Raw genomic sequence first — 26,867 nt, 5'->3', positions numbered from 1 at the left:
ATAATTTGTTTTCGAAAGGACCAGCACCGAAAAGATTCAAAACGAAAGCCGGTTTCAGAGAAGCTGTGGTTCTTATGATCAGGGTAATTTTTGGAATGCAGGTAAGCTTCACGATTTCTTGAGATAGATCCTAGATTGCAGGAAGTACTACGATGAAAGCCACTTTCGTTTCACTCGTTAGGTGGCTCGTGAGATGGATTGTTCGCATTTTATCATGATTTTGATTCCAGGTCTCATTTTCAATTGACAAAAAATGAGATTAAATCCTAAGTGAGATCCAGACTCATTTGGTGAAGTTGCCAAGGCAATCACCCAAATATTGAGAATTTATTTGCATTAGGATACCAAAATGACCAGAACAGTTTCTTTCCTTATTCCTGCAGTTTTCTTACTTCAGAGCTTAGCTTGTTTCGAATCAGGAACTCCGGATAAGCCAGACTCCGCTACATTAGCACTAGCCAGCTTTTTGGAAGGAACACCCACCACAGAATGCGAAACTCTTTTTGACGACAGCTCGGCCCAAATCCAGCCGCTTTGCCAACCGCAAGCAGGCACTGGGAAACACTACCGTTTGGAAGGAATTCGCACAACCGCGAGCCACTTTACGGTTTATTTTTATCTAGGTTTGGCCAGCGGACTCACTGGGACCACAGCTCCAACTCCTACTCAGGGTGAATTTAGATTTACGCTCTACCACGGTTGCCCTTCAGGATGTGGCCCGAGTCCGATTCCACCACAGTCTTACGCCAATTACGGGGACAATAACAACGTAAATACGACAACTACCTTTGATTCTTTTGCAAGCATACCATCCACAGTTTGCGTGGATGTTTCCGAAAACACCCCTCCGAGAGTTACCATCTGGGCAACAGGAATCAATGGAGCCGATTGTTTGCAAAGGAGCACACTTAAGGCATCCACCTCGATCTTGGATAAAAGCGATTGGCCCAACGCAAACCCGCTCAATACGCGAAATGCGTACGTAAAACGGGGAAGCGCCGGCGGGACCCTCGTCAAAGCGGTAGTTTCATCCATTCCAGTTTTATAATATTCCAGTACTTTCGACGAAGTGAAGTAAGGAAGAAACTCCATCAGTTCGCCGAAAAACCATCTAATTAAGCTCATTGCCTTGAAGCGAGGTGAGACAAATTGAAGCACTTTTTTTTAATATTCTTTTTCTGTATATTATCTTTTTTGAATTGTGGCCTGGACACGGCTTCGAGCGGAGATGATTCTCTGATGATTGCGCTCATGGACAACGGATTCGGTGGTTCAGCCCAAGGCGAAGTGATTACAGTTTCCGAATCCGATTACTTTTTGACCAGAGTAAATGCGGCGTCTCAATCCGATTGGGTTTATGTAAGCCTGGACGCTGGCGGACTGAAAACCTCTAATTCAGGAGATTGGGACCTAAGGTTCAAAAGATTTTGGATTGGAACAAATAGCGGAACCGGCGGACCCAAGAACGGGGGATCTTGTGACTCTGGCTCTACCAACTGGAATCAAACCTTCAGCGGTTCAGAATGCACAGTGCAAGTGGACTCCTCTCAATCGCAACAAGGACAGTCCGGAACACTCACAGAAAATGTAAGTCCTTCCATGGCCGATTGGTACTCGTACAATGGAAGCACTCATATCTTAACTCCTACATCAAATGTTTATATCATCAGATCGAGTGATGGGGCAGATTTATTTTCTCTGCAAATGAGGGACTATTACAGCGAAGCCGGTACTAGCGGTTACCCTACTTTTAGATGGAGAAGATTGTGATTTGCAATCGATTCTTACTCCGCAAGCACGCTGTATTCTTTGCACTGCTCTTGCCTTTTCCTTTTCATACATTTCTGACGGCAGATGAAACGATTCCTCCTAAACACGGAAGTAGCGGTGCAGATCCAAGAAATCCAAACGGTAAAAATGAAAACGGTTGGAAAAACGAAATCACTGTGACCGGAACCAGGAGGCGCGGACTTCTTAAGGATTCAACAATCGCCACAGAGGTGATTACGAGAAAAGACATAGATGCGATGGGAGCTAGAGATGTTTCGGATACTTTAGGAAACGTGCCGGGTTTAGAAGTTCGTCCTGCGCAAGCCGGAGAAAGAGGAGAAACGATACGTCTGCAGGGGCTCGGGTCTCAGAGCGTACTGATTCTTGTGGATGGACAAAGGACTACGGGAAGATTCGGAGGTGCCATCGATCTAACCAGATTCAAAGCGGAAGACATCGAAAGGATTGAAATCGTAAAAGGCGCGTCATCTGCGTTATACGGCTCGGATGCGATTGCCGGTGTCATTAATATAATTACGAAAGAAGCGAAAGATCCCTTCCGGGCGGAATTCCGCTCGTTAGTAGGTGGTGGAGAAAAAAATTATTTCGGCCCGTATTTGGAATACAGAAACTACGGATCTGTAGGCATTAGAAAAGAGAGAATCTCAACTCAGTTTACATCTGGATGGCACAGGGGCGAAGGTTATGATCTAACTCCCGACGCCACGCAAGGACCCAGAAACGGAAGGGAGGCAAGCCTCTCTTCTTCCTATTCCCCCTTCCCAACGGATATGCCCAAATCGGTGCAGTATTTTATTGCGACAAGAAAAATTCCGTATTCTCCTCCGTTAGAGTCCACTTCAGGAAGCGCATTTAACGATTTAAACGTTTCTAATAAAACAATTTTTAAATATTCCGAAAATCTAACGTTAACCGGACAATTTTACTACAGATATCTGGACCAGGGAGCGGTAGATGCCTCTCCGCCCAAAGCCGTTTTCGATAGAAGAAACAGAACCCATGACTTTATGGGAGCCTTAAACTCGGACTGGGAGTTTGCAAAAAATTGGAACCTGAATTTAAATCTGAACTATTCCAGGTTTCAGGATCTGTTCACTTACGATCAGCGCAAATCGGACGACCTGGACAAGAAGGAAAGGACTGACAATGCAGTTACGGAATTCAGATCCAGAATTGATCGAAAAATTTCAGAAAATCATGTTCTTTCCATTGGAGCCGAGACTTTAATAGATCAATTATCATCCGCAAGGATTGCACCTGATTGCAAAAGGAATTTTCCGAACATTTGCCCCGAAGATATTCGCCCTTCTTCAGGAAAGCCGGACACAAAGAACGGAAACGCTTTTCGAGAAAGAAACGCCTTTTACGTACAGGATGAATGGAGAATTTCGAACGCTCCTAGAGTTCAAATCATTCCCGGAATAAGATACGATCACGATTCTATTTATGGAGGAGAACTACTTCCCAAGATGGCCGTTCGTTATGATCTGACGGATCGTATCAAAATTCGGACGGCGGCCGGTTTAGGTTATCGCGCTCCGAGTTTTCAAGACCTATATTTCAATTTTCTGAATCCTGGAGTAGGATATAGGGTCGCAGGAAATCCAGATCTAAAACCAGAACTATCGCGCAGTTATAATCTAGGTTTGGAATACGAAGCCGGAAAACACGCTTGGTTTAGCCTAAACCTCTTTCATAACAACGTAGATAATCTAATCGGTTTTAGGACAAGCACCAATCGAGATCCTTCAGGGTTGCTAGTTTACAAATCTTCTAATTTTCAAAGAGCGATTACGCAAGGAATCGAAACTTCGATAAACATGCGTTTGTCGGAAATAGTTTCCGCCGGTTTCGGATACACGTTTACCGATAGCAAGGACCTACTCACAAAGTTGCCACTGGAAGGAAGAGGTTTCCATCGGTGGAATTTGAATCTGAGGATAGACCACAAAAAAAGCGGAGCTGGTTTGTCTCTCTTTGCGATCATTTTCGGCAAGCAACCTTTCTATTGTACCAAGAATCCACTTTGGTGTGACCCGGAATTTTCGGGCGACCTTGCCATTTTGCAATCCGTGTTTGCCGCAAACGCACAGAAAACGATTCAATCCTTATTCGGATCGATTCCGGATTCTATAGAAAACGCATGCGCAGAACGTAATTTATATTTTTGTACTACACAACCCACTTACGGATTCAGGATGGTGAATCCGCACACGAACTTGAACATTCGAATCTACAAAAGAATCTTGGGCCACTTTCAGTTATTTGCCGGAGTAGATAACGTCCTAGATACTTTTGATTTACGATACAATCCACAAAGACCTAGGTTTTATTACTTCGGAATCGATGGCCAATTTTCTCTCCAGGATGAGGTCTCCTCACCTACAGCGCATTCTTCTAAAGAAAATCAATTCATAAAGGGACAACAAACATGAAAAAACGATTCGTAAATTCGATTTCTATATTAGGAATTTTGATAGTCACTTCTTCCTTGTCGGCAAAAGAAAGCAAACTCCGTATTGTCACTTTAAACGGACCATTAACAGAAATCGTTTTTGCTCTTGGAGAATCTGTAATTGGATGCGATAGCTCCTCGGTTTATCCTGAGAGCACTTTATCTTTGCCTAAAATTGGTTACCAAAGAACCCTCTCCGCCGAAGGAATACTCTCGCTGAAACCTGATTTAGTTTTAGGAAGTCAAGAAGCCGGTCCTCCGGAAACGATCGAACAGATCAAGGCCGCTGGTTTGAAAGTCGTAATCCTGCCTTCCGATCCAGGAATTCCTACAGCGCTGGATAGGATTCTAAAAGTCGGAGATTTGATCGAAAGAAAAAAAGAAGCCGAAGCATTGGTTCAGCGACTGAGACTAAAAGCGAAATCAATTGCGGATCGAGTAAGCAAAGTCAAAGAAAAGCCGAGAGTCATTTTCATTTATTCGAGAGGGCAGCATCTGGCCCAGGTATCGGGCTATGACACTCCAGCTGATGAAATGATCCGTCTCGCAGGCGGCAAGAATGCAATCACTGAATTTAAAGGATTCAGACCTCTTTCTCCGGAAGCAGTGATCCAAGCAAAGCCAGATATTCTACTCATTCCGACAAGAGGCTTGGAAAGTCTAGGAGGGGCAGAAGGCCTCTTGAAACTTCCGGGGATTTTGCAGACTCCAGCCGGAAAAAGCCGAAGAATTCTTTCAATAGATGATTTGGTCTTATTAGGTTTTGGACCTAGATTCGTAGACGGTTTGGAAGAGATGCGAAAGGAATTCGATTCTCAAGGAAGGCGACAATGATTGCACCTCCTTCAAACCCAAATCTTAAAGGCGAATTGATCTCCTTTCTTGCAAAAGTGGCTCCGCCAAAATCGGTAAATCCGGAGCCCAAAAGCAAGCGTTATTGGAAAACGATCGCATTAGTACTTTCTATTTTTCTAATTCTTTTATCAATCGCGTCCTTCAGTTTGGGATCGGTTCATTTGAGCCCGATCGAACTCTGGAGAAATTTATGGGAAAGTTCGGACGAAGGAATCAATTTCATCCTTTGGAATCTAAGAATCCCCCGCTTTTTGCTCTCAGTGATGGTCGGCGCGAGCCTAGCCTTTGCAGGAGCAATCTCCCAAGGAGTATTTCGGAATCCTCTAGTGGATCCCGGTTTTTTAGGAGTCGGGTCAGGTGCCGCCCTAGCCGCTTCGATCTGGATCCTTGGTTCAGAACATTTTTTCAGTTTTCTACCGGATTACCTGAAAGGAAAATCTAGCCTTCTACTTCAAGTTACAGCTTTTCTCGGAGCTCTCTTAGCTACATTCTTACTACATTCACTTTCCAAAAAGGACGTACACCGATTCTCCGCACTCGTACTCCTTACAGGAGTCGCGATCACTGCGACCGCCGAAGCGACAAACGGTTTACTATCCTACCTCGCTGATGATTCCCAACTTAGGGCGATTGTATTTTGGAGAATGGGAAGTTTGGCCGGCGCCAATCCGTTTTCCATATCTGTGCTCTTTGCCTCCCTGCTTTCTACCACATTTTTTGTGCCCTATCTTAGCAGAGGGTTGAATGCGATGGCTTTAGGCGAGCAAGATTCATTTTACTTAGGATTCAGAACATCATTTATTCGTAATATATCTTTATTCTCGATTAGCTTATTGGTCGGTGTGTCGGTTTCCATTTGCGGAAACATCGGATTCGTGGGCTTAGTCGTACCTCATATCATTCGCCTATTTTGCGGCCCGGATCATAAATTATTGCTCCCACTTTCCCTGTTAGGCGGTGCTGTGCTGGTTTCTCTTTCCGATCTTTTGAGCCGAACCCTGATCTTTCCCGCAGAAATTCCAATCGGAATCATTACAAGTGCAATCGGAGGACCTTACTTCCTGTATTTATTAAGAAAAGAAAAAGGACGGTGGTGATGGCATTAGTCGCCTCGAATATTACGTACGAATCAAACGGTCGAAAAATTCTGGATAATATCAGCCTGAGTCTTATTCCCGGAGAGCTCTTGGCTCTGTTAGGTCCAAACGGCTCCGGAAAATCGACTTTACTGAAAATACTTTGCGGCGGCTTAAAACCCACGAAAGGTTCTGTCATTTTAGATGGAACTTCGATCCACAAAATCCAACCGGAAGAACTTAGCTCCAGAAGATCCGTATTTTCTCAAGAAAGTACATTAGGCTTTCCTTATTTGGTAGAAGAAGTCGTGAGACTAGGAAGATCCTCGCCGTCTCTGCTTTTACCCAAGGCCAGAGAAGACGCGGTCGTAGAATGGGCCCTCGATCAAACTGAAATCGATTCCAAACTGAGGCATCTTCCCTTTCCGAGTATTTCGGGCGGAGAAAAACAGCGATCTCATTTTGCGAGGATTTTGGTTCAGGACGCGGATTTCCCTTTTGTAGAAAAATACGTTTTTCTGGACGAACCGGGGGCAAACCTAGATCCGAATCGACAGCATTCCGTTTTAGAATTGGCGGTAGACTTGTCCAGAAGAGGTAGAGGAGTCTTGATCGTTCTGCACGATCTGAATCTGGCTCTCCGCTACGCGAACCGTGTTATAGTTTTAAAATCCGGTAACCTAAGTGCGGACGGTATTCCGGAGCAAGTCCTGGACGAAGAATTTATCCGGAGTCACTTCGAACTAGAAACTCTCAAGGTCCCTTTTCCAGGCGGGATCGGCAGTTATCTAATCCAATTAGGCACATATAAGAAAAATTTGAATCGTGAAGAGAGTATATTTTTAAACCAAGGTAAGTTAAGATGATAGCGAACACAAAGGATAAAGATTTGTTAATAGATGAGTGGAAAAAATTGCGGGAACTAGATCCGAGTCTTAGAATCAGGGATTGCGCTGAAAGATTGAATGTCAGTGAGGCGGAGCTTTTATACTCTTGTAGCCACGATCGGATTCCAGGCTTTCCATTTTCGGTTAGGCTAATTCCGAACTGGACAGATTTACTAAAAGGGTTTCAGCATTTGGGAAAGATCATGTCTCTGACTCGAAACGATTCTTGCGTTCATGAAAGACAGGGATATTTCGAGAATGTGAAAATCGATGGACCTACTGCACTTGTCATTGGACCGGATATAGATCTAAGAATCTTTCTGAGGTCTTGGAAGTATTTATTTGCAGTTGAGGAAGAAAAAAACGGATCCACACTGTATTCTTTCCAAATATTCGACGAGTTCGGAACAGCGATCCAAAAAGTATATTTGAAGGATGAATCCAAATTGGACGATTGGAAACGACTGAGAGATCACCTTCTCCCTTCCGAAAAAATTCCTTTCGAAATTTCGAAACAGATAAGCGAAACAAAAAAAGAAGCTCCGATCAATCCTTCGGATCGAAATGATTTTTTAGAAGCCTGGTCCAAACTGGAAGATTCACATGAATTTTTTCCTTTATTAAGAAAATTTAACATATCAAGAATTCAGTCTATGAAAATCGGTGAAGGAAGGTTCACTGTGCCCTCGGCTCCTGAGTCTGTTCTGGGAATTCTAAAGAAGGCTGCGGAAAGGCAAGTTCCGATTATGGCGTTCGTAGGCAATCCAGGATGTATTCAGATTCATACAGGCACAGTTCAAAACATCAAAGTAATAGGATCTTGGTGGAACGTGATGGATCCGGACTTTAATTTGCATTTAAGATCGGATAAGATCTCCGAGGTTTGGAAAGTGATCAAACCATCCAAAGACGGACCGATTCATTCCGTAGAAGTGTACGATTCAACGGGTGAAATGATTGTTCAATTTTTTGGGAAAAGGAAACCCGGGGTCCCCGAAAGGATGGACTGGAAAGAACTCCTTTCGGGAGAATAATCGGCGATTAAACGCTTCGATGGGTTTCTATGTAGAAATCTGCTGAAATCCTTCCGGATCCATACAATGAAAAATGTACGAGCAGTAACAATATCATTGATGCGTAGGCAAGATTAGAGCCAGGGGCAAGGAATCCTTCTTTGGAATGGATAAACAGCACGGCGCCGATTAACACAGGCACTTGCAATAGCGCAGCAAAACGCGTGAGCAAACCCGCAAAGAGCAGGAAACCTCCGCAGATATGTGCGATTACAATATAATGCGCCAAAAGCGTAGAAGCCATAGGTGCATTATTCAATTCCATTAAACGAATTAGTGCATCCGTGTCGGCCAGGAAGTCCAGCCCTTTGTATAAGAGCACTCCTCCTAGATACATCCGGATCAGGTCGATCCACCAATCTTTGTGGTTCGTTAGCCAGTGGTTCCATTTGTCCATAGGCCACCTCCGTTCGGTTCCGTATTCTACTCCTATTCTTTAGAAAAGCAAGACATCAGAACCGAAAAAAGATTATTAAATCAACGCTTACAGAATAATTTACGATTTTCCAATCTACACGAAAAGGTGCGTCCACCTTTACGGTAGCTGCCTTTTCCATTTCCGTCCCCTGTAAAAATTCCCGAAAAGATCGTCCCATCTCTGAATACATATTTACCCTGACCAGATTTTAAATCATCAGACCAGTTTCCTTCAAAGGAATCTCCGTCCGAATATGCGATTCTTCCCCAGCCTTCTCTTTGTTCGGCGGAGAATCTACCGGAATATACATCCCCGGAGTCGTACACGTAGATTCCTTCTCCATTCCTGCAGTTTCCCTTTTTGCAGCCTGCACCTTTCTGGGCAAAAGTTCTGAGACTGGGAATTGGACTCGAAACAGGTTCTTCTTTTTTCTTGAGAACATTACCTTCCGCGTCCTCGTCAAAGAACTCTCGATTGGAGAGATCGGGATCCTTGTCTCGATCATCTACCTTCTTCTTGGGTCTTAGCCTTTCAATCTCCGAATTTGTCTTAGCCTTTGGCTTGGAACAATTCCAAAAGATCGGAATCGAAAAACATAATATAACAATAGATGCAGTCCACGACATGCATTGCAAGTTGTAAGCTATCCTTTTAGAATGTCAAATTCCTTTCCGAGCTACACATCTCTTAGCGACAATACTCTATATTGATTAGGATTCAGATTTCTCTAAAACCAACAAAGTGATTTCTGAAGGAGCTCCTATTCTTAAGGGAGGTCCCCAGTAACCGGTTCCTCTACTAACGTACAAGGAAGTACCTTCCCAATAATGCAGACCTGCTACAAATTTTTGCGCCAAGTATACGAGCAGGTTTCCGGGAAAGTACTGACCTCCGTGGGTATGCCCTGACAATTGCAAATGGAAACCGGCTTTTGCCGCTTCAAACACTGAATTCGGTTGGTGGGCCAGCAGCATTTTGAAATCTGCATTGTGTGTTCCGGTAGCAGCCTGGAACGGATCCGATCTATGAGCTGGAATAATCGTATGAGCTTTATAATCAGTGACTCCTGCGACCGCCAACCTCGCACCGTTATGCTCTATGATTCGATTTTGATTTAAGAGAACATTTAGTCCGAGATTCTCCAATTCTCTAACCCAAGAAATCGCGCCGGAATAGTATTCATGATTTCCGGTGACAAAGTAAGTACCGTACTTCGAGTTCAAAGAAGAAAGAGGCTCCACGTGCTCTCTCAATAAGTTCACAGTACCGTCTACCAAATCTCCTGTTACCGCTACTAGGTCCGCCTCTAACGTGTTAGTTCTCTGGACCACATCTTCCAAAAAACCTTTCTTGATGGTCGGTCCGATATGAATATCAGACAGTTGCGCAATCTTAAACCCGTGAAGACCTTCGGGTAAATTAGGAAAACGAAGTCTCACTTCTTTTATCTTTGGACCTCTATGCGCTTGGTAAAATCCATATGCAGTCAAGCCGCCTGTTAATGCGAGAACTAGGACAGAGCCGATCTTCTCTAACAAATCCTTGCGACTCATCGAAAAAGAGGGATTTGCCTCCGAAGCAAAAAAGGAAAAACCAATCGATGGATTCGGAATCGATTGCTCTTGGGTCCGCGCATTCAATTGCAAAATATCCGCGAGATGCACCCAACCTTTCCAAGCTAGACGCCCTAAATCTTGAAATACTACAAAAGAAAGAAGTAAAGTAAAGAATCCCAAGCTAGTAAACGCAGTGTAGGACCAAACCTTTTGCCAGGCAGTCTCACGATAAAACAAGCTGAGCAAATAAGCCCCGGGTGTGAGTAACACCAGAATTCCCACGACTGACCAGAGGATTATCTTATGTGTCGAATCCAGAGCAAAAGGCGAAGTAAGCCTGTATGTCGCATAATAATAAGCAATCGATAGGATAACGGTGAATATACTGAGAAATATATAAAATCTTTGCAATTCGAACTCCATTAATCATCCGACCGTTTTTAGCTTTCTGCGTTCCTAAAAATCCTTTGAAAAGTAGCGTTTACTAAAATGTTTTGCTTCTTTCCTGCGAATTTGGCTGTTAGAATACGACAATCCGTTGACTTCGATCGCGTACCATGTAAGGCTTGCTTGAACTATGGTTAAGGTTGATTCAGAAGCGAGCAAATACCGAAGCTTGCTAAATACTAGCACGATACTGAATGCAAACTTGGATCTTTACCAGTTGCTTCCTTTGATCATGCTCTATTCAAAAGATCTGTTGGAAGCGGAAGCTAGCTCCTTGTTTCTTTTGGACGAGAAAGATGGGTTCTTATACTGCGAAGTAGCCTTAGGAGAAAAGGGAGAAATCATACAAAAATACGCCAGATTGGAAATCGGCCAAGGAATTGCAGGAGCTGTTGCAAAAGAAAAAAAACCTATCCTTTTAGAAGATGCTTATACTGACCCGAGATTCAATCCAGCCTTAGACCAAAAAACGGGATTTCGTACAAAATCCTTGGCTTGCGTCCCGTTATTTATCCAAGATGAGGTGATCGGAACACTGGAAATCTTGAATAAGACCGGAGGGAGAAAATTCGATCATTTAGATATTGAAGTTCTCACTTCGTTATCCGAAATCGCGGCGATCGCAATCAAAAACGCGAAGACTCACGAGTCTCTAAAAAAGAGAATCCTAGAACTATCATTATTATACGAATTCGAAAAACTGACGGTTGCCGAAAAGAGCATTCAGGAACTAGGCAACTGGCTTTTAGACAAGGTATTGCAGTTTCTAGAAGCAAAGGCCGGAACAATCTACCTCGCGGATCCGGCTCTGGAATCTCTCCGAATTCTTGCCGCAAGGGGAATTCCGGAAGAAGCGATTCATCTGATTCAAGTTCCCTACGGAGAAGGCATCTCAGGCTGGGTCGCCAAGGAAAAGCAAAGCCTACTCATTCAAAACTTGGACGAAGATCCAAGGTATGACAAAAACGCGAAATACAAGTTCGAAGCAAATTCGTTAATCTCTGCGCCCTTACTTTATAGGGGTGAGCTCCTAGGAGTGATTAGCGTAAACAACAAATATTCAGGTTTTGCGTTTACGCACGCTGATTTGGAAATGTTAGGAGCAATTGCAAATCGGCTCAGCGTTACAATTAAGAACGCGAATCTGTTCCATAAAGTAATGGACAACGAAAGAGAACTCAGACGAGCCAGAGAAGTAATGACTCGGATACTTCCTTCTTCCATTCCCTATGTCAAGGGAATGGATATCGGATTGCAACACCTTCCTTTCGATAGCGTAGGTGGAGATTTTTATAATATTATAAAACTAGACGATCAAAGGACTGCGGTTCTAATTGCCGACGTCTCCGGCCACGGATTATCAGCATCGGTAGTCGCGGCAGTCATTCATACGATTATGGAAACATTCGATGGAGAAATTCTATCGAGCCCTTCCAAGTATTTTACCGCTCTCAATTACGCTTTGTATAATAAGTTAGCGGGAAACTTTCTGACTGCTTTTTACGGAGTATTGCATACCGGTTCGAATACTTTGGTATATGCGAACGCCGGTCACAATCCTCCGATTCTGCATAGAAAAGCAGAAGGCACACTTTCGTATTTAGAAACAAAGGGCAAGCTTGTAGGAGTTATACCGGATTTATTCTTCGAAGAATTAGTTACCTCTTTTAATTCCTCCGATCGACTTGTCCTTTATACCGACGGATTAATCGAACACACCAACGAAGATCGATCCAGAAAGTACAGCGAGGATCTTTTGACTTTAGCGATTCGATCCGGCCATCAGTACGACGCAAAAGAGATCGCAGAAAACATAATTAAGGATTCTCGCAGCTACTGCATGCGCTCAGACTTCGAAGACGATGTCACAGTTCTGATCGTTGATAGACAGTAATATCTTTGGACCAGCTTCAGACTTTCGCGAATCTCACGATCGCGTGAGGCAAAATTGAGAACACTTGATCCATCGCCGCAAGCCTCCATTCTTCTCGCTGAGGATAGAACATCTCTCGAAATTCTGTTTCGATTCTCTTCGCGGATGACTTGGACTTCGAACCGAAATTTCTGATTCTGTTTTCGCTGATCATCAAAAAACTACCTTTGACAGCCCCCCAGAATTTGAGATTTCCAAAGGTTCCCATTTCTACAGTAATCGGATAAAGCTTCTTCTTATCCCCAAACAGCTTACCGAAAAAGTCGGTAAAGTCTCCGGTAGTTCTATAAAAATCCTCTTCCCCTTCGTTTAACAGAAGCCCGAAATCTCCGAAGACCTTTCTGAGATTCTTGTCCTCGGGGCTGCCAGGCGGGGAATTTTGCATCAAACTAAGCGAGTTCTTAGCTCCGTAGCCGGTATGAAAATCCAAGACCAAAAGTTCTTTATAATCCTTTAGGTTTTTTCGAAAATATTTTCTGAGTTTTCGGACGACTGGTTCTGGCTTCCTTCCTCCAAAGTATATTCCTAAGGGGAATTCGTATTGTCCATTTACCGCAGCGTCCAGAACATACTTGGCTCCGAATCTAATGACGATTCCAAGAAATCGAAGTACGAAAAGAATGTATTCGAAACTATAGAACGAAAACGGCTTGGGCGGATTCAAAAAAGATTGGAGCTTGCGGTAACCTCGATTCTTTACCTTCTTATGAAGCTTATCTCTTTTTAGCGCAAAATTTCTATTTAGATCTACGTTTCTCTCATTCACCCTTCTGAAACTTCTAAATCCACTAGAATTGATACCGTGCAAAATTACAAAATCGACATTGTTCGGAAGCTGAAAAGTAGAATCTTCGTTTAACAAATATTCTTCGATCCAGCGCCTTTGAAAGGCGGAACCGGCATAACCTTCTACACCGTGAATCCCAGAAGTTATAATGACTGCTTTCTTCGGGGCCTTTTTCTTAGAACCCAAAAGAAAGATATCGATCTGACCACCTTCTTTTGGGATTTCTAAAATCTCGTGCTTGAATCTTTTGAAAGTTTCTTTGAGAGAGTCGCTATAAGAAGAAAAAGCTTTCCTGCAAGCCTCATAGCTTTCCAAGTAATATGAAAGTACATCCACGTTATTGAATAGTTTTTTAAACTTCCCTGAACGCCAAAACAAATTTTATTCCAGAATGATTACGATTCTGTGAATAACAAAGAGATGAATCGAGTCTTTGCAGTGAATTCTTTATAAAAAATTCATACGTTTTATAAATGTCCTTTTTCAATATTAAGAAATTTACGAATACTTATCAAATCACTTAAGGAACAATTGGAAATAAATTTACATCTAACAGATTAGGGTGAAAGATTCACAACTAATGCTTTGTTATATAACAAATGTTTTATGTAGAATATCTTCGGAAAAAAAGAAAGGGGAACATAGAAACAGGCGGAGTCTAAACTAGGAGCTTAAGGAGGTATGAACCATGGATACAGTCACCATCTTCGCATTAGCGCTTTTGGCTGTTCCTGTGTTTGCCCGGTTCGCCCGAGTATCCAAGGACGCAATGGCACGCTATCACTTGATCGGATTAGGAGGTCTATTCCTAATCTTAGGTGAAGCAACGAGAATAACCGCTACAAAAGTTACACCTATTGGCACGGTTCTTCCGATGATAGACATTGCGACCGCGATCCTAGCGTACGCGGGGGTCCTATTCGGGGTAGTATGGCTATCACTATACTACGTCAAACACCCGAACGAAATCTAAAATCCTCCAAAACGAAAAGTCAGAGGAAAGGCGGGATTTTTTCCCGCCTTTTTTTATGCAAAAAGAGAGTGGCCCTTTTTCTATTCGTCGTTTAATGTCCGTAATTAAGTGTGGCCGACTTGGAAATCGTAGAAGCAAATCGAAAGCATTCCTTATTGTATGTAGCGGATCCGCTTTGCCCTTGGAGCTACGGCTTTGCACCTGTATTCCAAAGGATTCGAGAAAAGTATTCAAATTCAATCGAGTTCTCTCTCGTTCTGGGAGGAACTCAGTTCGGAGCGGACGCAGAAACATTCTCTGACGAACTCGTCGAAAAACTCAGGTATTCCTGGAAGGAAGTCGAGCGAATCACCGGTAGAAGTTTTAATTACGAAACATTAAAACGACGGGATTTAAGATACGACTCGGAGCCGGCGTGCAAGGCGATCATTTCTATCCAGAGACTACGCCCTGAAGTAACCTTCGATTTTTTAGATGCTATCTCTCTTGAATTTCATGCAAAAGGAGCAGATCCAAGCGAGCAGAAAACCTTTGCGACTCTTTCGGAATCTTTTGGAGTTCCTACAGATGAATTCCAAGAAATGTATGCGCGTCCGGAGACTTCTTTAGAAACTTTGAACGATTTTCAGTACGGTTTTTCCTTAGGGGTCACAAGTTTCCCTGCCCTAGTATTTTCGGACGGTTTTGAGAGAGGAATCCTATCCAGGGGATATCTGCCCTTTTCGGAAGTTGATTCCATGCTCGGAGATTATTTTCGATCGATAGGAAAGTTTTAAGTTTTCCTAAACTGTTTCTTGGTTCTCACCAGCCTCATTTCTTTTAAAACAAGCTTTCCTAGCCGGAACTCTTAGAGAATCAAATCAACGTGTAATTACGAGTTTTGTTTCTTCTTCGATAAATGCTTCCGCAGCATCGGACCAACTGGCCTTTTTGGTCACTACCTTGGAAGGATCGAATCCGTTCTGTTCCACTTCCCTTAGAATCTCCGGAATCCATTCTCTAGACCGAACTCTTCCTAATTTGATATTTGCACCATTATTATATAAATCTAAATAAGGAATCGGAACCGAGTTCGTCCAAAAGATTGAAGCGCATCCAAAATTACCATCGATCTCCAAGGATTTCAGCCCGCAATTCCAGCCTTCCAAAGTGCCGCTCGCGTCTGCAACGATATCGAATTTTCCCAGGCTTTTTGGAAATTCCGAAATCTCCTGCACCTTAGCACCGTAAGAGGCTGCAAGCTCTAGTCTCTTGGAATTATTATCGGCATAAACCACTTCAGAAGCTCCCATATGCACTGCTAGTGCTGCGGTGTAAAGACCTATACTGTATGCATAGCCACCTAATATTAAGATTCTTTGATTTTTGTTTTGCTTCAGGTGAACTCCGGCTAATTTCCAAGATTCCACCAAGTTATCGTTAATACTAGCGATTGCAACTGGATCGGTTTTATTCGAAAAAGGCACTAACATCTGCTTTGCATAAGGAACCAAAACTAGATCCGAAAGTGCTCCTCCAAATTCCTTTGCTCCCTTTCCCATACCGTAAGCGCTTAAAGGCGAAACAGTACTGCAACTCTTGGATTGTCCGGATTCGCAAGAGTGACAATGACCGCAGGATATTTGAAACGGAATAATCACCCTGGTTCCTTTTGGAAACTCGGCAGCCAATTCCTCACTGGTTGAGACTATTTCACCTACAAACTCATGACCCACCGGAAAAGGTGGTCGGAACATCGTAAATCCTCTCAAAATCGGAATATCCAAGTCGCACCTTGAGACTGCGATCGGTTTTACCAGGGCCTGATTGAGATCCGTAATTTTTGGATCCGGAACTTCGGCCCATTCTAATTTATTTCTCTTCACAAATCTCAACTGTTGCATAATTCCTCCAAGTAGACCGACTAGTCTATCCCATTGTTACCATTAAATAAATGAGTAGACCAGTTAGTCTACTCATTTATTTTTGGGAAAGTGAGTTCTGCAGGAAAACAAGAATCGAGTCCTAACGGGCCTTATGAACGGATCGTAGATACTGCGGTTCGACTGATGTATTCTCAGGGCTATGCCGGAACCAGCATCAATCAGGTAATCGACGAATCCTCTTCGCATAAAGCCAGCTTTTACAGGTATTTTCAAACAAAGGAAGAATTAGGTTTTGAATACCTAAAGCAACAGGGAGACGATTTCCGGAACAGCTGGATTCGATTAATGAATTCTTCCGAAACTCCCCAAGAATTCGTGCGAAGGTGGATGGCTCTTTTAAGAAAACAGACCAAGTCTGGCAAATTTTTTGGATGCCCTCTCGCGCGGTTTATGAGTAGTCTAGACCAACCGGATGTGGAACTTGCGAATCGATCCGCTTCTGTTTTAGAATCATGGCTCGAATGTCTTAGCGATTACTTTGCATCGTGCAAACAAAAGGGATTAGTTCCGGATTACTTTAATCCCAGAAAGAAAGCAGAACTATTTATGAAACTTTTTCAGGGGAATTCTCAGTTGTATATGATAACACATAACCGAAAATACTTCGAAGAGATGGAAACAGAAATGCTTGGAGAGCTCGAAAGGTAAAATCAGTGACCCCGCAATGCTCCGAATACTGTCCAGAGAGTAATAAATTCATAAATTACTTACTTAGAAAAATAAGTACTTAGAAAGATTTGTTTCTAATAGTAACAAACTTAGAGTTAAGAATCTATTGTCCCTGATTTTGCGGAATTTGCTCCAGATTCATAGACCACGACACGGCAGATTTACACCAGTTCTGTCTTTTCGGTGGAAGTTGTTCCCGTTCATCAAGACAACCTACGCGCAAAGAATATGCAGTCGGATTTAGCACAGAAGAAGAATGGATTGGAGTGCCGCAATCCGGACAAAAAGTATGAGCCCTTTTGTTTCCACTGTCTGCAGTCTTTATATAAACCTTAGGCTCGCCACGAAACAGTCGAAAGTCTTCCTTCGGGACCGGAACACTTACTCTGTAGGCGCTTCCGGTCAGCATCTGGCAATCTGTACAGTGGCAAATAGATACTTTCTCGGTATCTAAAACCGCTTCATAACTTATCTTACCGCAATGACACTGGCCTGTTACTTTCAATAGAGACAAAGTAGCAACCTCCTTCTGAACATCTCTAGCCAGATGAATTTTCCCTCTGGAATTTAAATCCGGTGGAGCATCCGAATTTTGTAATCTTACAATATTGCAATCTTCTAATCTTCTTTTCTAGATTTCTTTAATGGAAAATCCTCTTCTTCTTCGGTTTGTCTTTTCGCCACATAGTTGGCTAAGGTAAGCACGATCCCACCCATAAACGCAGACCCGAATCCAGGTACAAATAAGTGATCAGGCAGAAAATTTCCGATTAACAAAAGAACGACAGCGTTTACAAACAATCCTGCCAATCCTAAGGTCAGTATATATACGATCAATCCTACTCCGAGAGTAACGATTACCAAGAACCATCTCAATACAAAGTTTACGAATCCGAAGAAAAGGACGACTACCATAGCATCCCACCAAGGACCGGTAACTCGAAAGAGCGGATTGATTAGGGGAAATACGTAAAGGACCACTAACGATTGTAATGCGATAGAAAGAAGTAACCTGGGCATAAAGAGTTCCAAGTCAAAGGATCGAATCGGTAGGAAATCACACTATCACTTTTTGTGCTATGCTGTTTCGTCCAAGAATTGACCCAGGTGCGGGGGTAAACCTCCGGGCGGGACTATAACTGTTAGAGGTTGTGAAATTTCGTTGTCTTGGACGCTGGCTACTTCCCTGACTTGGTCTCCAGCTCTGGCGGGCGCAGCGGAATCAGAATAGAGTATTTGCCGGGAACCCACTGCCATGTAAGGCATTTTCTCTCACCCTTCCCTTTAGCTTACTCGACTACCCTTCCAAAATCAATCCGCAATCATATTTCCGAAATAGAAATCCTGTGACAAAAATTGGATAAAACAATCGGGTGGCCACTCCAACTGTATAGGTTAAGGTCATACCGGTTGCATCAAAATTTTCTGTTTCTTTAAAATACACCATTACGGAGCGGAACGGCTTGCGCAGACTTCGGTCTTCTTTTGCGGCCTCTACCCCGAGAGTGCAATTGTGGGTTACCTTGTTTCCTTCGACCTTCAAATATAGGTTCTTTGTATAACTAGTAAGTAAACTTACTCTTTGTTGGAATCGACCTTCTAACTCCAACTCAGTGCCCTTTCCGCCAGGACCTACCAAGATTGGAAATTTCGCGTATTCCTTTTCCACTTTGCGGTCCTTTCCCTCTTCCCCCGAATAAAATGTAGAGGTGAAATTTCCAATATATTGGTCGTTCAAATCTTGCAGCTGGACCAGGATCGGCAGCTGATCCCGGTTGGGCGCTGGCACAGTCGGAATCGAGGATTCGGTCTTTTTTTCCCAACTGGAGCATTGAAAGAAAAAGAAGATTCCAAAAAGTAAAAGTGCGGCTTTGTGCATCGTCTTATCCTATTTGTCGATATCTATGGACTGCAAATTCTATCCCTTGTCGAGTGCAAAACGGCCGCTTTGCCCGAGGAGGTTGGAAAGAAAAAATGGGAAGCGTAGAATTCAAAGTTTTCTTTTTTTTTCGGCTATATTCCGATAGGTAAGTTAGTTATGCAGGAATTTTCCCCAAAGTCTGACCTTGCGCTACGATTCAGAAACTATGTCGTTCTCCTGGATCGTATCCTGAGAGATGTGGAAGAAGAATTGAGGGAAAGAAGGTCTATTCGAAACGAATGGTCCGAATGGCACCACAATTGGAAGAAAGTCTGGTTGTATCCGACTCCAAAAATAGACGGAGATTTGGAATCCGTTCGCGAGAGATTGTCGGTGAAGCGGCGGATTTTGTAGGGCCCCACCCTTCTTAGGGTGGGGGGCTGGTGGCGGGTACCCCAAGCGGCCTGAAAAAGCCATTTTCATAAAAAGTCAGTTGATTCAAGCAATTATTCCTTCTATGGATTTCGTAGGAACTCCTACAAAAAACCTCCAAACTAAGGCTGCCCCATCAAAGTAACTGTTCTAGATCCCTTCTCGCTCGGTAAAAAAAGGTTGAAATTATGTCTCTTTTGGCTTTAGGTACTATTATAGAGATATAAGATGGGGAGAAGCACGCTTACCAAACTCACCTTCTTTCTTAGCCTCAGCATACTTCTCGGAAGCTCTGTAGCCTCTAGTCCCCTGCCTTTCTTTTCTTTGAAAGAAAAGGAAGCAAAAACCTTTTTCAAAAGGGGTTTAGCCTACTATAACAAAGGAGAATTTTCTGCTGCGAGAGAAAGTTTCCTTAAAGCACTCTCAATAAAAGCCGACTTTCCTCAGGCCAAATATTTTTTATCCGAGACTTATTATTTAAACGGAGATTGGCAGGAAAGTCTCTCAGAATTAGAACTTTTAGAATCATCAGGAAAACTTAATCTAGTTCAAAAAAACCGACTCGATGCTCTTCGCTTCAGACTCGGCGGCGGCCCGAGAAATGAAACATTAGAATATTATAAATCACTCCTTGGTGATGATCTTAGAAGATTCAGATTTCGTAATCCTACCGACGTAGCCTTCGACGAAGAAGGATATCTATACGTCGCAAGCTTTGATACTGCGAATGTTGTCAAATTCGACGCAAATGGAAACCCCAAAGAAAATATTAAAGGCGGATTCGGAAGGACAATGGATGGTCCAGTTGCGATTTCGGTTCGCGGAAAATCAATCTTTGTGGCCGACTATGCTTCGGACATGATTTATGAATTTGATACGCGTGGAAATTTTGTAAAACGTTTTGGAAAAAGCGGGAAAGGGCCAGGTCAGTTGAATGGACCTTCTGGGATCTTCATTTCAAGGGATGGTCCTCTTTTTGTTTCCGATATGGGAAACAACAGAATTCAGAAGTTTTCTCAAAATGGGGAATTCCTACAAGAAATTGGCAAAGGAACATTAAGGCAACCTGCTGGACTAAAGCTAAATGCAAAGGGCGAAATTTACGTCGCTGACAAAGGGAACAAGAGAATCGTTGTCTTCGATAAAGAAGGAAACTTTATTAGAGAAATTACTCATCCTTCTATCAAAAAGCCCCGGAACCTCTCGATTCGGAATGATAAGATTTACTTAGCAGACGAAGCCGCGGGATTATTTGTATACGATTCCATTTCTAAAAATTGGTCCAAGTTTGGGAACTGGATGGACCTAAAAGGAACGACGAGAAATTTCGATCAGAGTTTTTCTGTGGGCTTTGATTACACCGGATCCATGTTCGTGCCAGATTTTAACCGACACAGAGTAGAGGAATTTTCTCCGAAAGGTCAGTTATCCTCCAATCTAGATTTGATCGTAGAAAGAGTTATTAATTCGGATTTTCCGGATATCTCCTTAGTTGTGCAGGCCAAAGATAGACACGGAACCTCCATGAAAGCAATCCCTCGAAATTCATTCCGAGTTTACGAAATGGATAATCTTTCGCCTTTGATCGGTTTGGCGGATATGAAGAAATTTAACAACCGAGTCAGTGCTTCGATCGTAGTGGAAAATTCCAAAGAAATAGTGGATTCCTATCCTCTCGTAGAAAAGGCAATCAAACCTTTTCTTTCCGAGATTAGAACCGAAGATAAAATTCAGCTTTTACGATCTGGAAGGGATACCGAGCTAGTTTATCCTTTTGGAAAGAGTATGTTCGATATTCTGAAAATGCTAAGGACAACTTCGCCAGAAAACGAATCACAAATCGGCAAATCCCTGCAAAGATCTATAACAGACTTGCTCGATAGTTTGGGACCCAGAGCCGTCATAGCGATCGTTTCGGGAAAAGATTCCAAGGCGGCATTTACACAGTTTTCGCCGACAAAAATCATTCGATTTGCAGTTTCACACGATATTCCGATTTACTTTCTATCGTTAAGCGAAGAGGGCGAATCAGCAACGATATATAAAGAAATCGCCGAAAAAACCGGAGGCAAATTTATTTTGATGCCTGGGGCAGGCATGGAAAAGAACTTAAGGAAGTGGATCGAATTCAAAAAAGATAAGAGATATATTCTCTCCTTCAAAAGTAGACTAAAGTCCTCAATGAAGGAACTATATGTCCCGGTAGTGGTGGAAGCGACATTTAGAAACACTGCCGGAAAAGCGGAAACCGGATTTTTTACACCATGATCCATGCTATTTCTTATCCAAAATTACCCACTTCAAAAATTTTCCTTGGTCTATTCGCCTTCATCATCCTTTCCTTCCTTTCCGAAGCGAAGGCAAAGGAGACCATAGAATGGATTAAGGAAGGTGAATCTGCTCTCAAATCGAGAAATTATTCTTCAGCTTACGACGCCTTTCGTGAAGCGGTTCAAAAAAATCCGCAGTCCGTCCGTTCCCACATGGGACTTTCTGAAGCAGCTCTCCGACTCCATAAGGAGGTCGAAGCAATTCGTTCTCTGGATAAAGTATTAGAGTTGGAGCCAAAAAACAGAGCGGCTGTCAAAGCAAAAGCGACTACTTTGATTTACCTCGGCGATCTTAACGGTGCATTACAAATATTGCAACCTTTCTTGGAAGAGGACAGATACGATCCGGATTTATTTCCAGTATTTTTGGAAGTCCATCTAGCAAAAGGTAATACCGAAAAAGCGAATTACGAACTTAATGCAGCAATCGCAAGATTGCCCAGAAGCAAGGAGATGCGAAGGCTCGAAGCAAAAGTGGCCGCACTTTCCGGTAGTTATAGCAGAGCGCAGTCGATTCGGACTCAATTAGAATCGGAATCATCCGACGATCCCAATGTATTTCTTGAATCAGGAATCTTTTTACTACATTGGGCAGAAAACCTATCGGGCCAAAAGAGAGATTCTAAGATTGCTGAAGCTGCGGAGAAGTTAGAGAGATCTATAGCCTTGTTTCCTGATGAGGAGGAATCCCTTAGACTACTTTCAAAAACCAGAATATACTCTGGTAGGTATGCCGAGGCAAAAGATTTATTAAATCATCTTTTGCAAATGTTTCCGAACTCGACCGAATATTTGTATTTAAGATCATATTGCCAAATGAACTTGAGCCCTAGTTCGCCAGAGATTAAATCGGATCTGGAGAAACTAGCAAAACTCGACGATTTAGATCCGATCGTCAGAACTCACTCCGAAACCTACTCCCTGGACGTCTTGCCTGAAGGAAACGGATTAAGAAGGACCTTGGGGGAATATAGGCTCCAAAGATATCGCGCAAACAAAAACAGTTTTTTATATGACCTAGCCTGGTATCATTTGCAGAGGGCAAATGATCTTTTACCAAATCGTCCGGAAATTTTAGTACTCACTCTCGATGAATATAAGAGAAGAGGTTTGTTTCCGAATTACTTCAACTTATTACTCAGGCTGCGTTCCAAATTTCCTGATAACCAAAAATATGGATACGCAATTGAGAACAATCTGGACAACTTTAAAAAAACGTTAAGCTATCGGGAAGGTCTGGTCAAAATCGGAGATTTCGGAATCGAAGAGGATTATGGCAGAACTCCCCCAGAATTGCTGATATTTGATCCTGAAAATACTGATTTTTTCGGAAAGCATCCGGATGCTCCCGTAATCGCTGGCACTGCTCTTAGAAATCTATTTCTAAAGGATCCTAGAGTCAAAGCGATAGATTTAGATTCATACCGCAAGTCCAGCAAAATCAAGGATTTCGATATTGAACCGTATTCAGGAGCAATTCCAAAATCGGAAAAGAATTTTTCTTTGATGAAGCAAATCCGAGGGGAACAGATTCGATTCGTAGCGCAAGGAAAGATTTCCCTTTCAAAGGATGGCTTAAGACTTGAGTGGAGTTTGCGGGATCATAAAGAAGAAAAAACTCTCGGCTCTTTTCAGGTCTTTGCAAAAGGAAGGGATGCGCTTGCCGAGGTTACCACCAGATCTAGAGACAAATTGCTCGCAATGCTTCCGGCCATGGGTAGAGTGCATCGAGTCAAGGCGGATTCAATCATAATCAATGCAGGCTCGATTGACGGGGTTTCCAAGGGAAGTATTTTATATTTATATAATACATCCACCAAAGTCGGAGAAGCAACCGTTCAGGACGTAGATCTTTATACTTCCAAAGCGATCCCTACCCCTTTAGATTCTGTTCTTAGAACAGTGGCTGTGGGCGACAGGGCGTATTGGCATAAATCTGAAGGACCATCTTTTTAATCTTTTATCTGCCTTCCTGTGTAAATGCAGCTCGATAAGCTTCCGGCGGACAAGTCTGGTAGTTGCAAGAATATGTGTTCGAGTTAATCCGAAACCAAGTCCCTAATGTTACAAGATTTGCACAAGAAACCTTGTATGAATTGGACTTTGCGGCCCCCGACGGCATTCCCATGCAGGAAAGAACCGGAATATTCGAATAACAAGAGCAATTTCCCCCAAAGGCCTGAGTATCAGAACAATAAACGCAATCTGCCCTATTATTAGAGTTTGTTAATATAGATAGCAGTTGCTCTTTCTGGTTTTCCTCTTTATCCTTATTAAGGGACTCGTTAGAAAGGCAACCAACAGTTGCGACCTTTGCCAAAAGGACCATCATGCTGAAGTAAACAATCCTGAATTTCATACGATACCTCAATTTGAAATCAACGTAAAGGGGATCGTGGTTTTGAAAGTCACATTCATCCCCGGATTTAACGCATAGTCCTTATATCTACTTAAATTGCTGACGTATTCTTTATCGAATATATTTAATATGGAAACATCGAACGTAGCAGAATCGATTCCATTTGTCATGCCGGGTATTTCCGCACCGAAGCCGATATCATACAGATTATAGCCGGCTGTAGGAGTTTCTAATTTATCCACTTTATACTGGGCTTGCACAAAAGTAGCATTGATTAGAAAATATGGATTTTTTAAACCGAACGCACTTTTAGAAACGAATCTGAAACCTAATCTTCCTCTGTTTGGTGTCATTCTAGGAAGGTACTTATTTCTGATATCAGAATATACTGAATCGACATCGATTGAACTTGGATCTGCAAATATTTCTTTCGGTACATTCTTCCGTATTGTAGCCCGCAAAATATCTACTCCGGCATTGATCACTAACCAATTGGCGACTTGAGCTTGCAAACTAAACTCTCCACCTTTTAATAAAGCCGCATCCTGTCGATATCTGTAGATTGGTAGCCGGGAATCCGGATCGAATGCACCGGCGCTTACGGAATATATGTAATTCTGAATGCGGTTTTCGAACAAACTAAGCTCAGCTTGTACTTTTTCTGTGGCGAATCGGACGGAAGAATCTAGATTGAAAGAAGTTTCAGGATTCAAATTAGAATTTCCAATTTCAAATCTTCCTGTTCCTTCATGAACTCCGTTCGCAAACAATTCAAATGCAGTCGGAGCCCTAAAGCCTTTTCCGCTGTTAAACGACCAAGCAAAACTTTTTGCAAATCTCCATACTATTCCTGCTGTTCCAGTGCTTGCTTCAAAATTGCGAGTTTGCTCCGAATTGCCCAGAGAAGAATTAGCGCGCACATCGATGCTTCTCTTATCCGTCCTTGCACCGGCAGAAAGAGTGAGTTGTCCTACTTTCCATTCTTCAAACAGAAAAAATCCTATATTGCTAAGAGAACTACCTGGAATCAATGCTTCCGTTCCTATAGTGCTATTTCTTTGCTGCATCCCGGATAATCCAAGTGTTCCTTTTAGGCCCTTCCATTCCTTGTGGTGAATTTTAGTATCCAGAGTGGTTGTATCAAGTTGAACGTTCAGTCCTTGCTTATAATCGTACCTGTTTACTTGATAAATTGCGACTCCCTTGTTAAATGCAGATTCTGCGGGATCTAAGAGTATATCTTTGATAGGAACATAGCGGTTTTTGTCCTCAATCTCCCTCCTGTTATTTCTCTGATAACCGCCATCTATTTCTACATTAACATAAGGTAATATTAAGAATGCATGAATGTGGTTTTTCTGATGATAAACCGTCTGAAAAGACTTTGCTCCCGGTAATTCATTCGGGTTATTATAAAGATCCTGCTCTTGAAATCTCGCAAATGAATCTACGTAAAAATCTCCCCAAGATCCGTCGGTTCCGACTGATGCATTCAAATTTCGCTCTTTAAATCCGGTATTTGGCAATGTGCCCCTTGGAGTGGTGATTCGTCCGGCCTTTCTAGTATCAGTTTGAATTCGATAACCGAAATTGGTTTCCTTTTGGTATCCGAATAAAGAAATCGACTGCGCATCTTGTTTATTATTCGAAAAACTGTTAGTAGAATAAGTTCCCGCAAGAAGTGGGGCACTATCCTTTGCTGTAGGAGTTTTGGACCGAATCACATTTACTACTCCACCTAAAGCATCGGAGCCATACAAGACAGAGCTAGGTCCTCTAACAACCTCTATGCGATCCACATTGAATGCGTCCAAATCAACAGTATGATCGTCTCCGAATTGCTGCTCTTCTTGGCGGACTCCATCGGTCATTACCAAAACTCTTTGACCAGTTAGTCCGCGAATTACCGGTTTTGCAGTTCCGGCTCCGGTAGACATGGTCGCAACTCCTGGTGTGTTTTCCAAAGAGGAAATTATATTTTGACCTCTCACGCGATCTAGTTGCCTTCCTTCTAAGACAGTCGTCGGTTGAGGAGTAGATAAGAAATCAGAAGCATTAGACTTAGCAGTAACATTGATCGCTTGCCCTTCGATAAAACTCGGCTGCAAAACGACTTCTACTACTTTATCTTCTCCTTTCAACTCCACTTGGAGCGATCTTGGTTCATAGTTCGGTGCTGTTACTGTAAATGTATAAAGCCCGGGAGAAAGATGTTCAAATTCAAACCGACCGTCTTTTAGTGTCCGAAAAGATGCCTTGTTTTCAACCAGAAATACCTTGGCTCCTCCTATCGGTTTTCCGACTGGATCATTTACAATCCCACGCAAATTAACATCCAACGCCCAAAGGGAACCGGTCGCCGGAATTAGCAAAAATAAAAAGAATATTAAATATAAATAATTTACCAATTTTCTCATTCTTTTCCTTCCCGAAAAGAAATAGCTACAAGCTAATGAATGGTTAAGCGATGATATGTGAAAAAGAAATTACTATCGAGGGAGGTCCCCGATCTCTGATACTATCAAGAATTCCGCTAGTACGAATCTTCTGATTGATCGCGAGAATACGATCTGTTTTGAGGTAACAAAGAATTTCTACTTCGGAGGTATGACCCGGCCCCTTGGTCTCGGAATTTTTCCATCGACAAAGAAAGCACCCTGCGGCTGTTTCCGATATAACGCTTGCCTGCTTTTCAATTCGATTCACATCATTTGAATTAGGCGAATTCCGGTTATGACTATGGAAAGTGGAGAGAATTACCGCAAACAGAATGATACCTAAACAAATAGCCGGAAGGCTTCGATCCGTACGCAAGAATCCCGGGCTACCTTTTAGGGCAGAGTTCATATCTGCCAGTAATGATATATCGTTATCAATTTACAACCAAAATTAGAGCCAAAAGTTTCGATAATCTTCCTAATAGGGAATCTTTTATTCCCGGAAAAACGATTCGGAAAGGGCCCCGCCCTTGGTATGAACCGGAGACATGGGTAACAGAATAGACCGGGAACATAGGTAACACTAAACAAACGCAAAGGAG

General features: G+C 42.7%; 25 protein-coding genes. 14 read left to right on the top strand and 11 right to left on the bottom strand.

The genetic code is table 11. The annotated features are described in order from the left end of the window. The first annotated feature begins 349 nt into the window (after positions 1-349). The 7 genes from CH373_RS13680 (at position 350) to CH373_RS13650 (ending at position 8,098) form a co-directional block, all read left to right on the top strand. Positions 350-1,048, top strand: a complete 699-nt coding sequence (locus CH373_RS13680; RefSeq protein WP_100714146.1) for a hypothetical protein — start codon at positions 350-352, stop codon at positions 1,046-1,048. A gap of 101 nt (positions 1,049-1,149) precedes the next feature. Then, positions 1,150-1,770 (top strand): HmuY family protein, encoded by a 621-nt coding sequence (locus CH373_RS13675; RefSeq protein ID WP_125169988.1) that lies wholly within the window; start codon positions 1,150-1,152, stop codon positions 1,768-1,770. Then, a complete protein-coding gene (locus CH373_RS13670; RefSeq protein ID WP_100714144.1) occupies positions 1,755-4,226 on the top strand; it encodes a TonB-dependent receptor plug domain-containing protein in 2,472 nt (823 codons plus the stop codon). The genes CH373_RS13675 and CH373_RS13670 overlap by 16 nt, the downstream gene beginning before the upstream one ends. Then, positions 4,223-5,080, top strand: a complete 858-nt coding sequence (locus CH373_RS13665; RefSeq protein WP_100714143.1) for a heme/hemin ABC transporter substrate-binding protein — start codon at positions 4,223-4,225, stop codon at positions 5,078-5,080. The genes CH373_RS13670 and CH373_RS13665 overlap by 4 nt, the downstream gene beginning before the upstream one ends. Then, positions 5,077-6,198, top strand: a complete 1,122-nt coding sequence (locus tag CH373_RS13660; protein WP_100714142.1) for a FecCD family ABC transporter permease — start codon at positions 5,077-5,079, stop codon at positions 6,196-6,198. The genes CH373_RS13665 and CH373_RS13660 overlap by 4 nt, the downstream gene beginning before the upstream one ends. After that, the gene (locus tag CH373_RS13655) at positions 6,198-7,043 is read left to right on the top strand and encodes an ATP-binding cassette domain-containing protein (protein WP_100714141.1); all 846 of its coding nucleotides are present in this window, start codon (positions 6,198-6,200) and stop codon (positions 7,041-7,043) included. Before CH373_RS13660 ends, CH373_RS13655 begins: the two co-directional genes overlap by 1 nt. Further along, a complete protein-coding gene (locus CH373_RS13650; protein WP_100714140.1) occupies positions 7,040-8,098 on the top strand; it encodes a hemin-degrading factor in 1,059 nt (352 codons plus the stop codon). The genes CH373_RS13655 and CH373_RS13650 overlap by 4 nt, the downstream gene beginning before the upstream one ends. 7 nt (positions 8,099-8,105) lie before the next feature. Here CH373_RS13650 and CH373_RS13645 read toward each other — a convergent pair whose 3' ends face one another. The 3 genes from CH373_RS13645 to CH373_RS13635 all read right to left on the bottom strand — a co-directional run bounded on the left by CH373_RS13645 (position 8,106) and on the right by CH373_RS13635 (position 10,534). Continuing rightward, on the bottom strand, positions 8,106-8,534 hold the full coding sequence (locus CH373_RS13645; RefSeq protein WP_100714139.1) for a DoxX family protein: 429 nt from the start codon (positions 8,532-8,534) through the stop codon (positions 8,106-8,108). 80 nt (positions 8,535-8,614) lie between these two features. Continuing rightward, complete coding sequence (locus CH373_RS13640; RefSeq protein ID WP_100714138.1) at positions 8,615-9,181, bottom strand: MORN repeat-containing protein; 567 nt, start codon at positions 9,179-9,181, stop codon at positions 8,615-8,617. An 84-nt stretch (positions 9,182-9,265) separates the two neighbouring features. Then, complete coding sequence (locus tag CH373_RS13635) at positions 9,266-10,534, bottom strand: metallophosphoesterase (protein ID WP_100714137.1); 1,269 nt, start codon at positions 10,532-10,534, stop codon at positions 9,266-9,268. Between the two features lie 154 nt (positions 10,535-10,688). Here CH373_RS13635 and CH373_RS13630 point away from each other — a divergent pair, with 154 nt between their 5' ends. Then, positions 10,689-12,452 carry a GAF domain-containing SpoIIE family protein phosphatase gene (locus CH373_RS13630; RefSeq protein WP_100714136.1) on the top strand — a complete coding sequence of 588 codons (1,764 nt, stop codon included), beginning with the start codon at positions 10,689-10,691 and terminating at the stop codon, positions 12,450-12,452. A 16-nt stretch (positions 12,453-12,468) separates the two neighbouring features. Here CH373_RS13630 and CH373_RS13625 read toward each other — a convergent pair whose 3' ends face one another. After that, positions 12,469-13,656, bottom strand: coding sequence for a M14 family metallopeptidase (locus CH373_RS13625; protein WP_243393397.1), 1,188 nt, complete (start codon positions 13,654-13,656; stop codon positions 12,469-12,471). A 310-nt stretch (positions 13,657-13,966) separates the two neighbouring features. Between CH373_RS13625 and CH373_RS13620 the strand changes: the two genes are divergently transcribed. Both CH373_RS13620 and CH373_RS13615 read left to right on the top strand, forming a co-directional pair. Continuing rightward, the gene (locus tag CH373_RS13620) at positions 13,967-14,251 is read left to right on the top strand and encodes an LIC10816 family protein (protein WP_100714135.1); all 285 of its coding nucleotides are present in this window, start codon (positions 13,967-13,969) and stop codon (positions 14,249-14,251) included. Between the two features lie 119 nt (positions 14,252-14,370). After that, complete coding sequence (locus tag CH373_RS13615) at positions 14,371-15,027, top strand: DsbA family protein (protein ID WP_125169998.1); 657 nt, start codon at positions 14,371-14,373, stop codon at positions 15,025-15,027. Between the two features lie 84 nt (positions 15,028-15,111). Here CH373_RS13615 and CH373_RS13610 read toward each other — a convergent pair whose 3' ends face one another. After that, positions 15,112-16,134: a zinc-dependent alcohol dehydrogenase gene (locus CH373_RS13610; RefSeq protein WP_100714134.1), complete on the bottom strand. Its 1,023-nt coding sequence runs from the start codon at positions 16,132-16,134 to the stop codon at positions 15,112-15,114. 90 nt (positions 16,135-16,224) lie between these two features. Between CH373_RS13610 and CH373_RS13605 the strand changes: the two genes are divergently transcribed. Continuing rightward, positions 16,225-16,824, top strand: coding sequence for a TetR/AcrR family transcriptional regulator (locus CH373_RS13605; protein ID WP_243393396.1), 600 nt, complete (start codon positions 16,225-16,227; stop codon positions 16,822-16,824). Positions 16,825-16,948: 124 nt separating this feature from the next. On the opposite strand, the gene CH373_RS13600 is transcribed toward CH373_RS13605, so the two are convergent. The 4 genes from CH373_RS13600 to CH373_RS13585 form a co-directional block, all read right to left on the bottom strand. Continuing rightward, entirely contained in the window at positions 16,949-17,359 is a 411-nt protein-coding gene (locus CH373_RS13600) for a GFA family protein (protein ID WP_207761475.1), read from the bottom strand. A gap of 104 nt (positions 17,360-17,463) precedes the next feature. Beyond that, complete coding sequence (locus CH373_RS13595) at positions 17,464-17,865, bottom strand: phage holin family protein (RefSeq protein ID WP_100714133.1); 402 nt, start codon at positions 17,863-17,865, stop codon at positions 17,464-17,466. Between the two features lie 57 nt (positions 17,866-17,922). Next, positions 17,923-18,111 (bottom strand): hypothetical protein, encoded by a 189-nt coding sequence (locus tag CH373_RS18840; protein ID WP_100714132.1) that lies wholly within the window; start codon positions 18,109-18,111, stop codon positions 17,923-17,925. A gap of 31 nt (positions 18,112-18,142) precedes the next feature. Beyond that, positions 18,143-18,724 (bottom strand): hypothetical protein, encoded by a 582-nt coding sequence (locus CH373_RS13585; RefSeq protein WP_100714131.1) that lies wholly within the window; start codon positions 18,722-18,724, stop codon positions 18,143-18,145. A 159-nt stretch (positions 18,725-18,883) separates the two neighbouring features. On the opposite strand from CH373_RS13585, the gene CH373_RS13580 reads away from it, so the two are divergent. The 3 genes from CH373_RS13580 (at position 18,884) to CH373_RS13570 (ending at position 23,424) form a co-directional block, all read left to right on the top strand. Next, positions 18,884-19,120, top strand: a complete 237-nt coding sequence (locus CH373_RS13580) for a hypothetical protein (RefSeq protein ID WP_100714130.1) — start codon at positions 18,884-18,886, stop codon at positions 19,118-19,120. 246 nt (positions 19,121-19,366) lie between these two features. After that, positions 19,367-21,406, top strand: coding sequence for a 6-bladed beta-propeller (locus CH373_RS13575; RefSeq protein ID WP_100714129.1), 2,040 nt, complete (start codon positions 19,367-19,369; stop codon positions 21,404-21,406). Further along, on the top strand, positions 21,403-23,424 hold the full coding sequence (locus CH373_RS13570) for a tetratricopeptide repeat protein (RefSeq protein ID WP_100714128.1): 2,022 nt from the start codon (positions 21,403-21,405) through the stop codon (positions 23,422-23,424). The genes CH373_RS13575 and CH373_RS13570 overlap by 4 nt, the downstream gene beginning before the upstream one ends. A gap of 4 nt (positions 23,425-23,428) precedes the next feature. On the opposite strand, the gene CH373_RS13565 is transcribed toward CH373_RS13570, so the two are convergent. After that, positions 23,429-23,797 (bottom strand): hypothetical protein, encoded by a 369-nt coding sequence (locus CH373_RS13565; RefSeq protein WP_207761477.1) that lies wholly within the window; start codon positions 23,795-23,797, stop codon positions 23,429-23,431. Positions 23,798-23,835: 38 nt separating this feature from the next. Continuing rightward, on the bottom strand, positions 23,836-26,244 hold the full coding sequence (locus tag CH373_RS13560; RefSeq protein WP_100714126.1) for a TonB-dependent receptor: 2,409 nt from the start codon (positions 26,242-26,244) through the stop codon (positions 23,836-23,838). Positions 26,245-26,867 lie beyond the last annotated feature (623 nt).

This window comes from Leptospira perolatii (assembly GCF_002811875.1).
In the GTDB taxonomy this organism is placed as follows: domain Bacteria; phylum Spirochaetota; class Leptospiria; order Leptospirales; family Leptospiraceae; genus Leptospira_B; species Leptospira_B perolatii.
The sequence above is the reverse complement of the archived record's forward strand: the minus strand, read 5'-3'. Positions and strand labels throughout refer to the sequence as shown.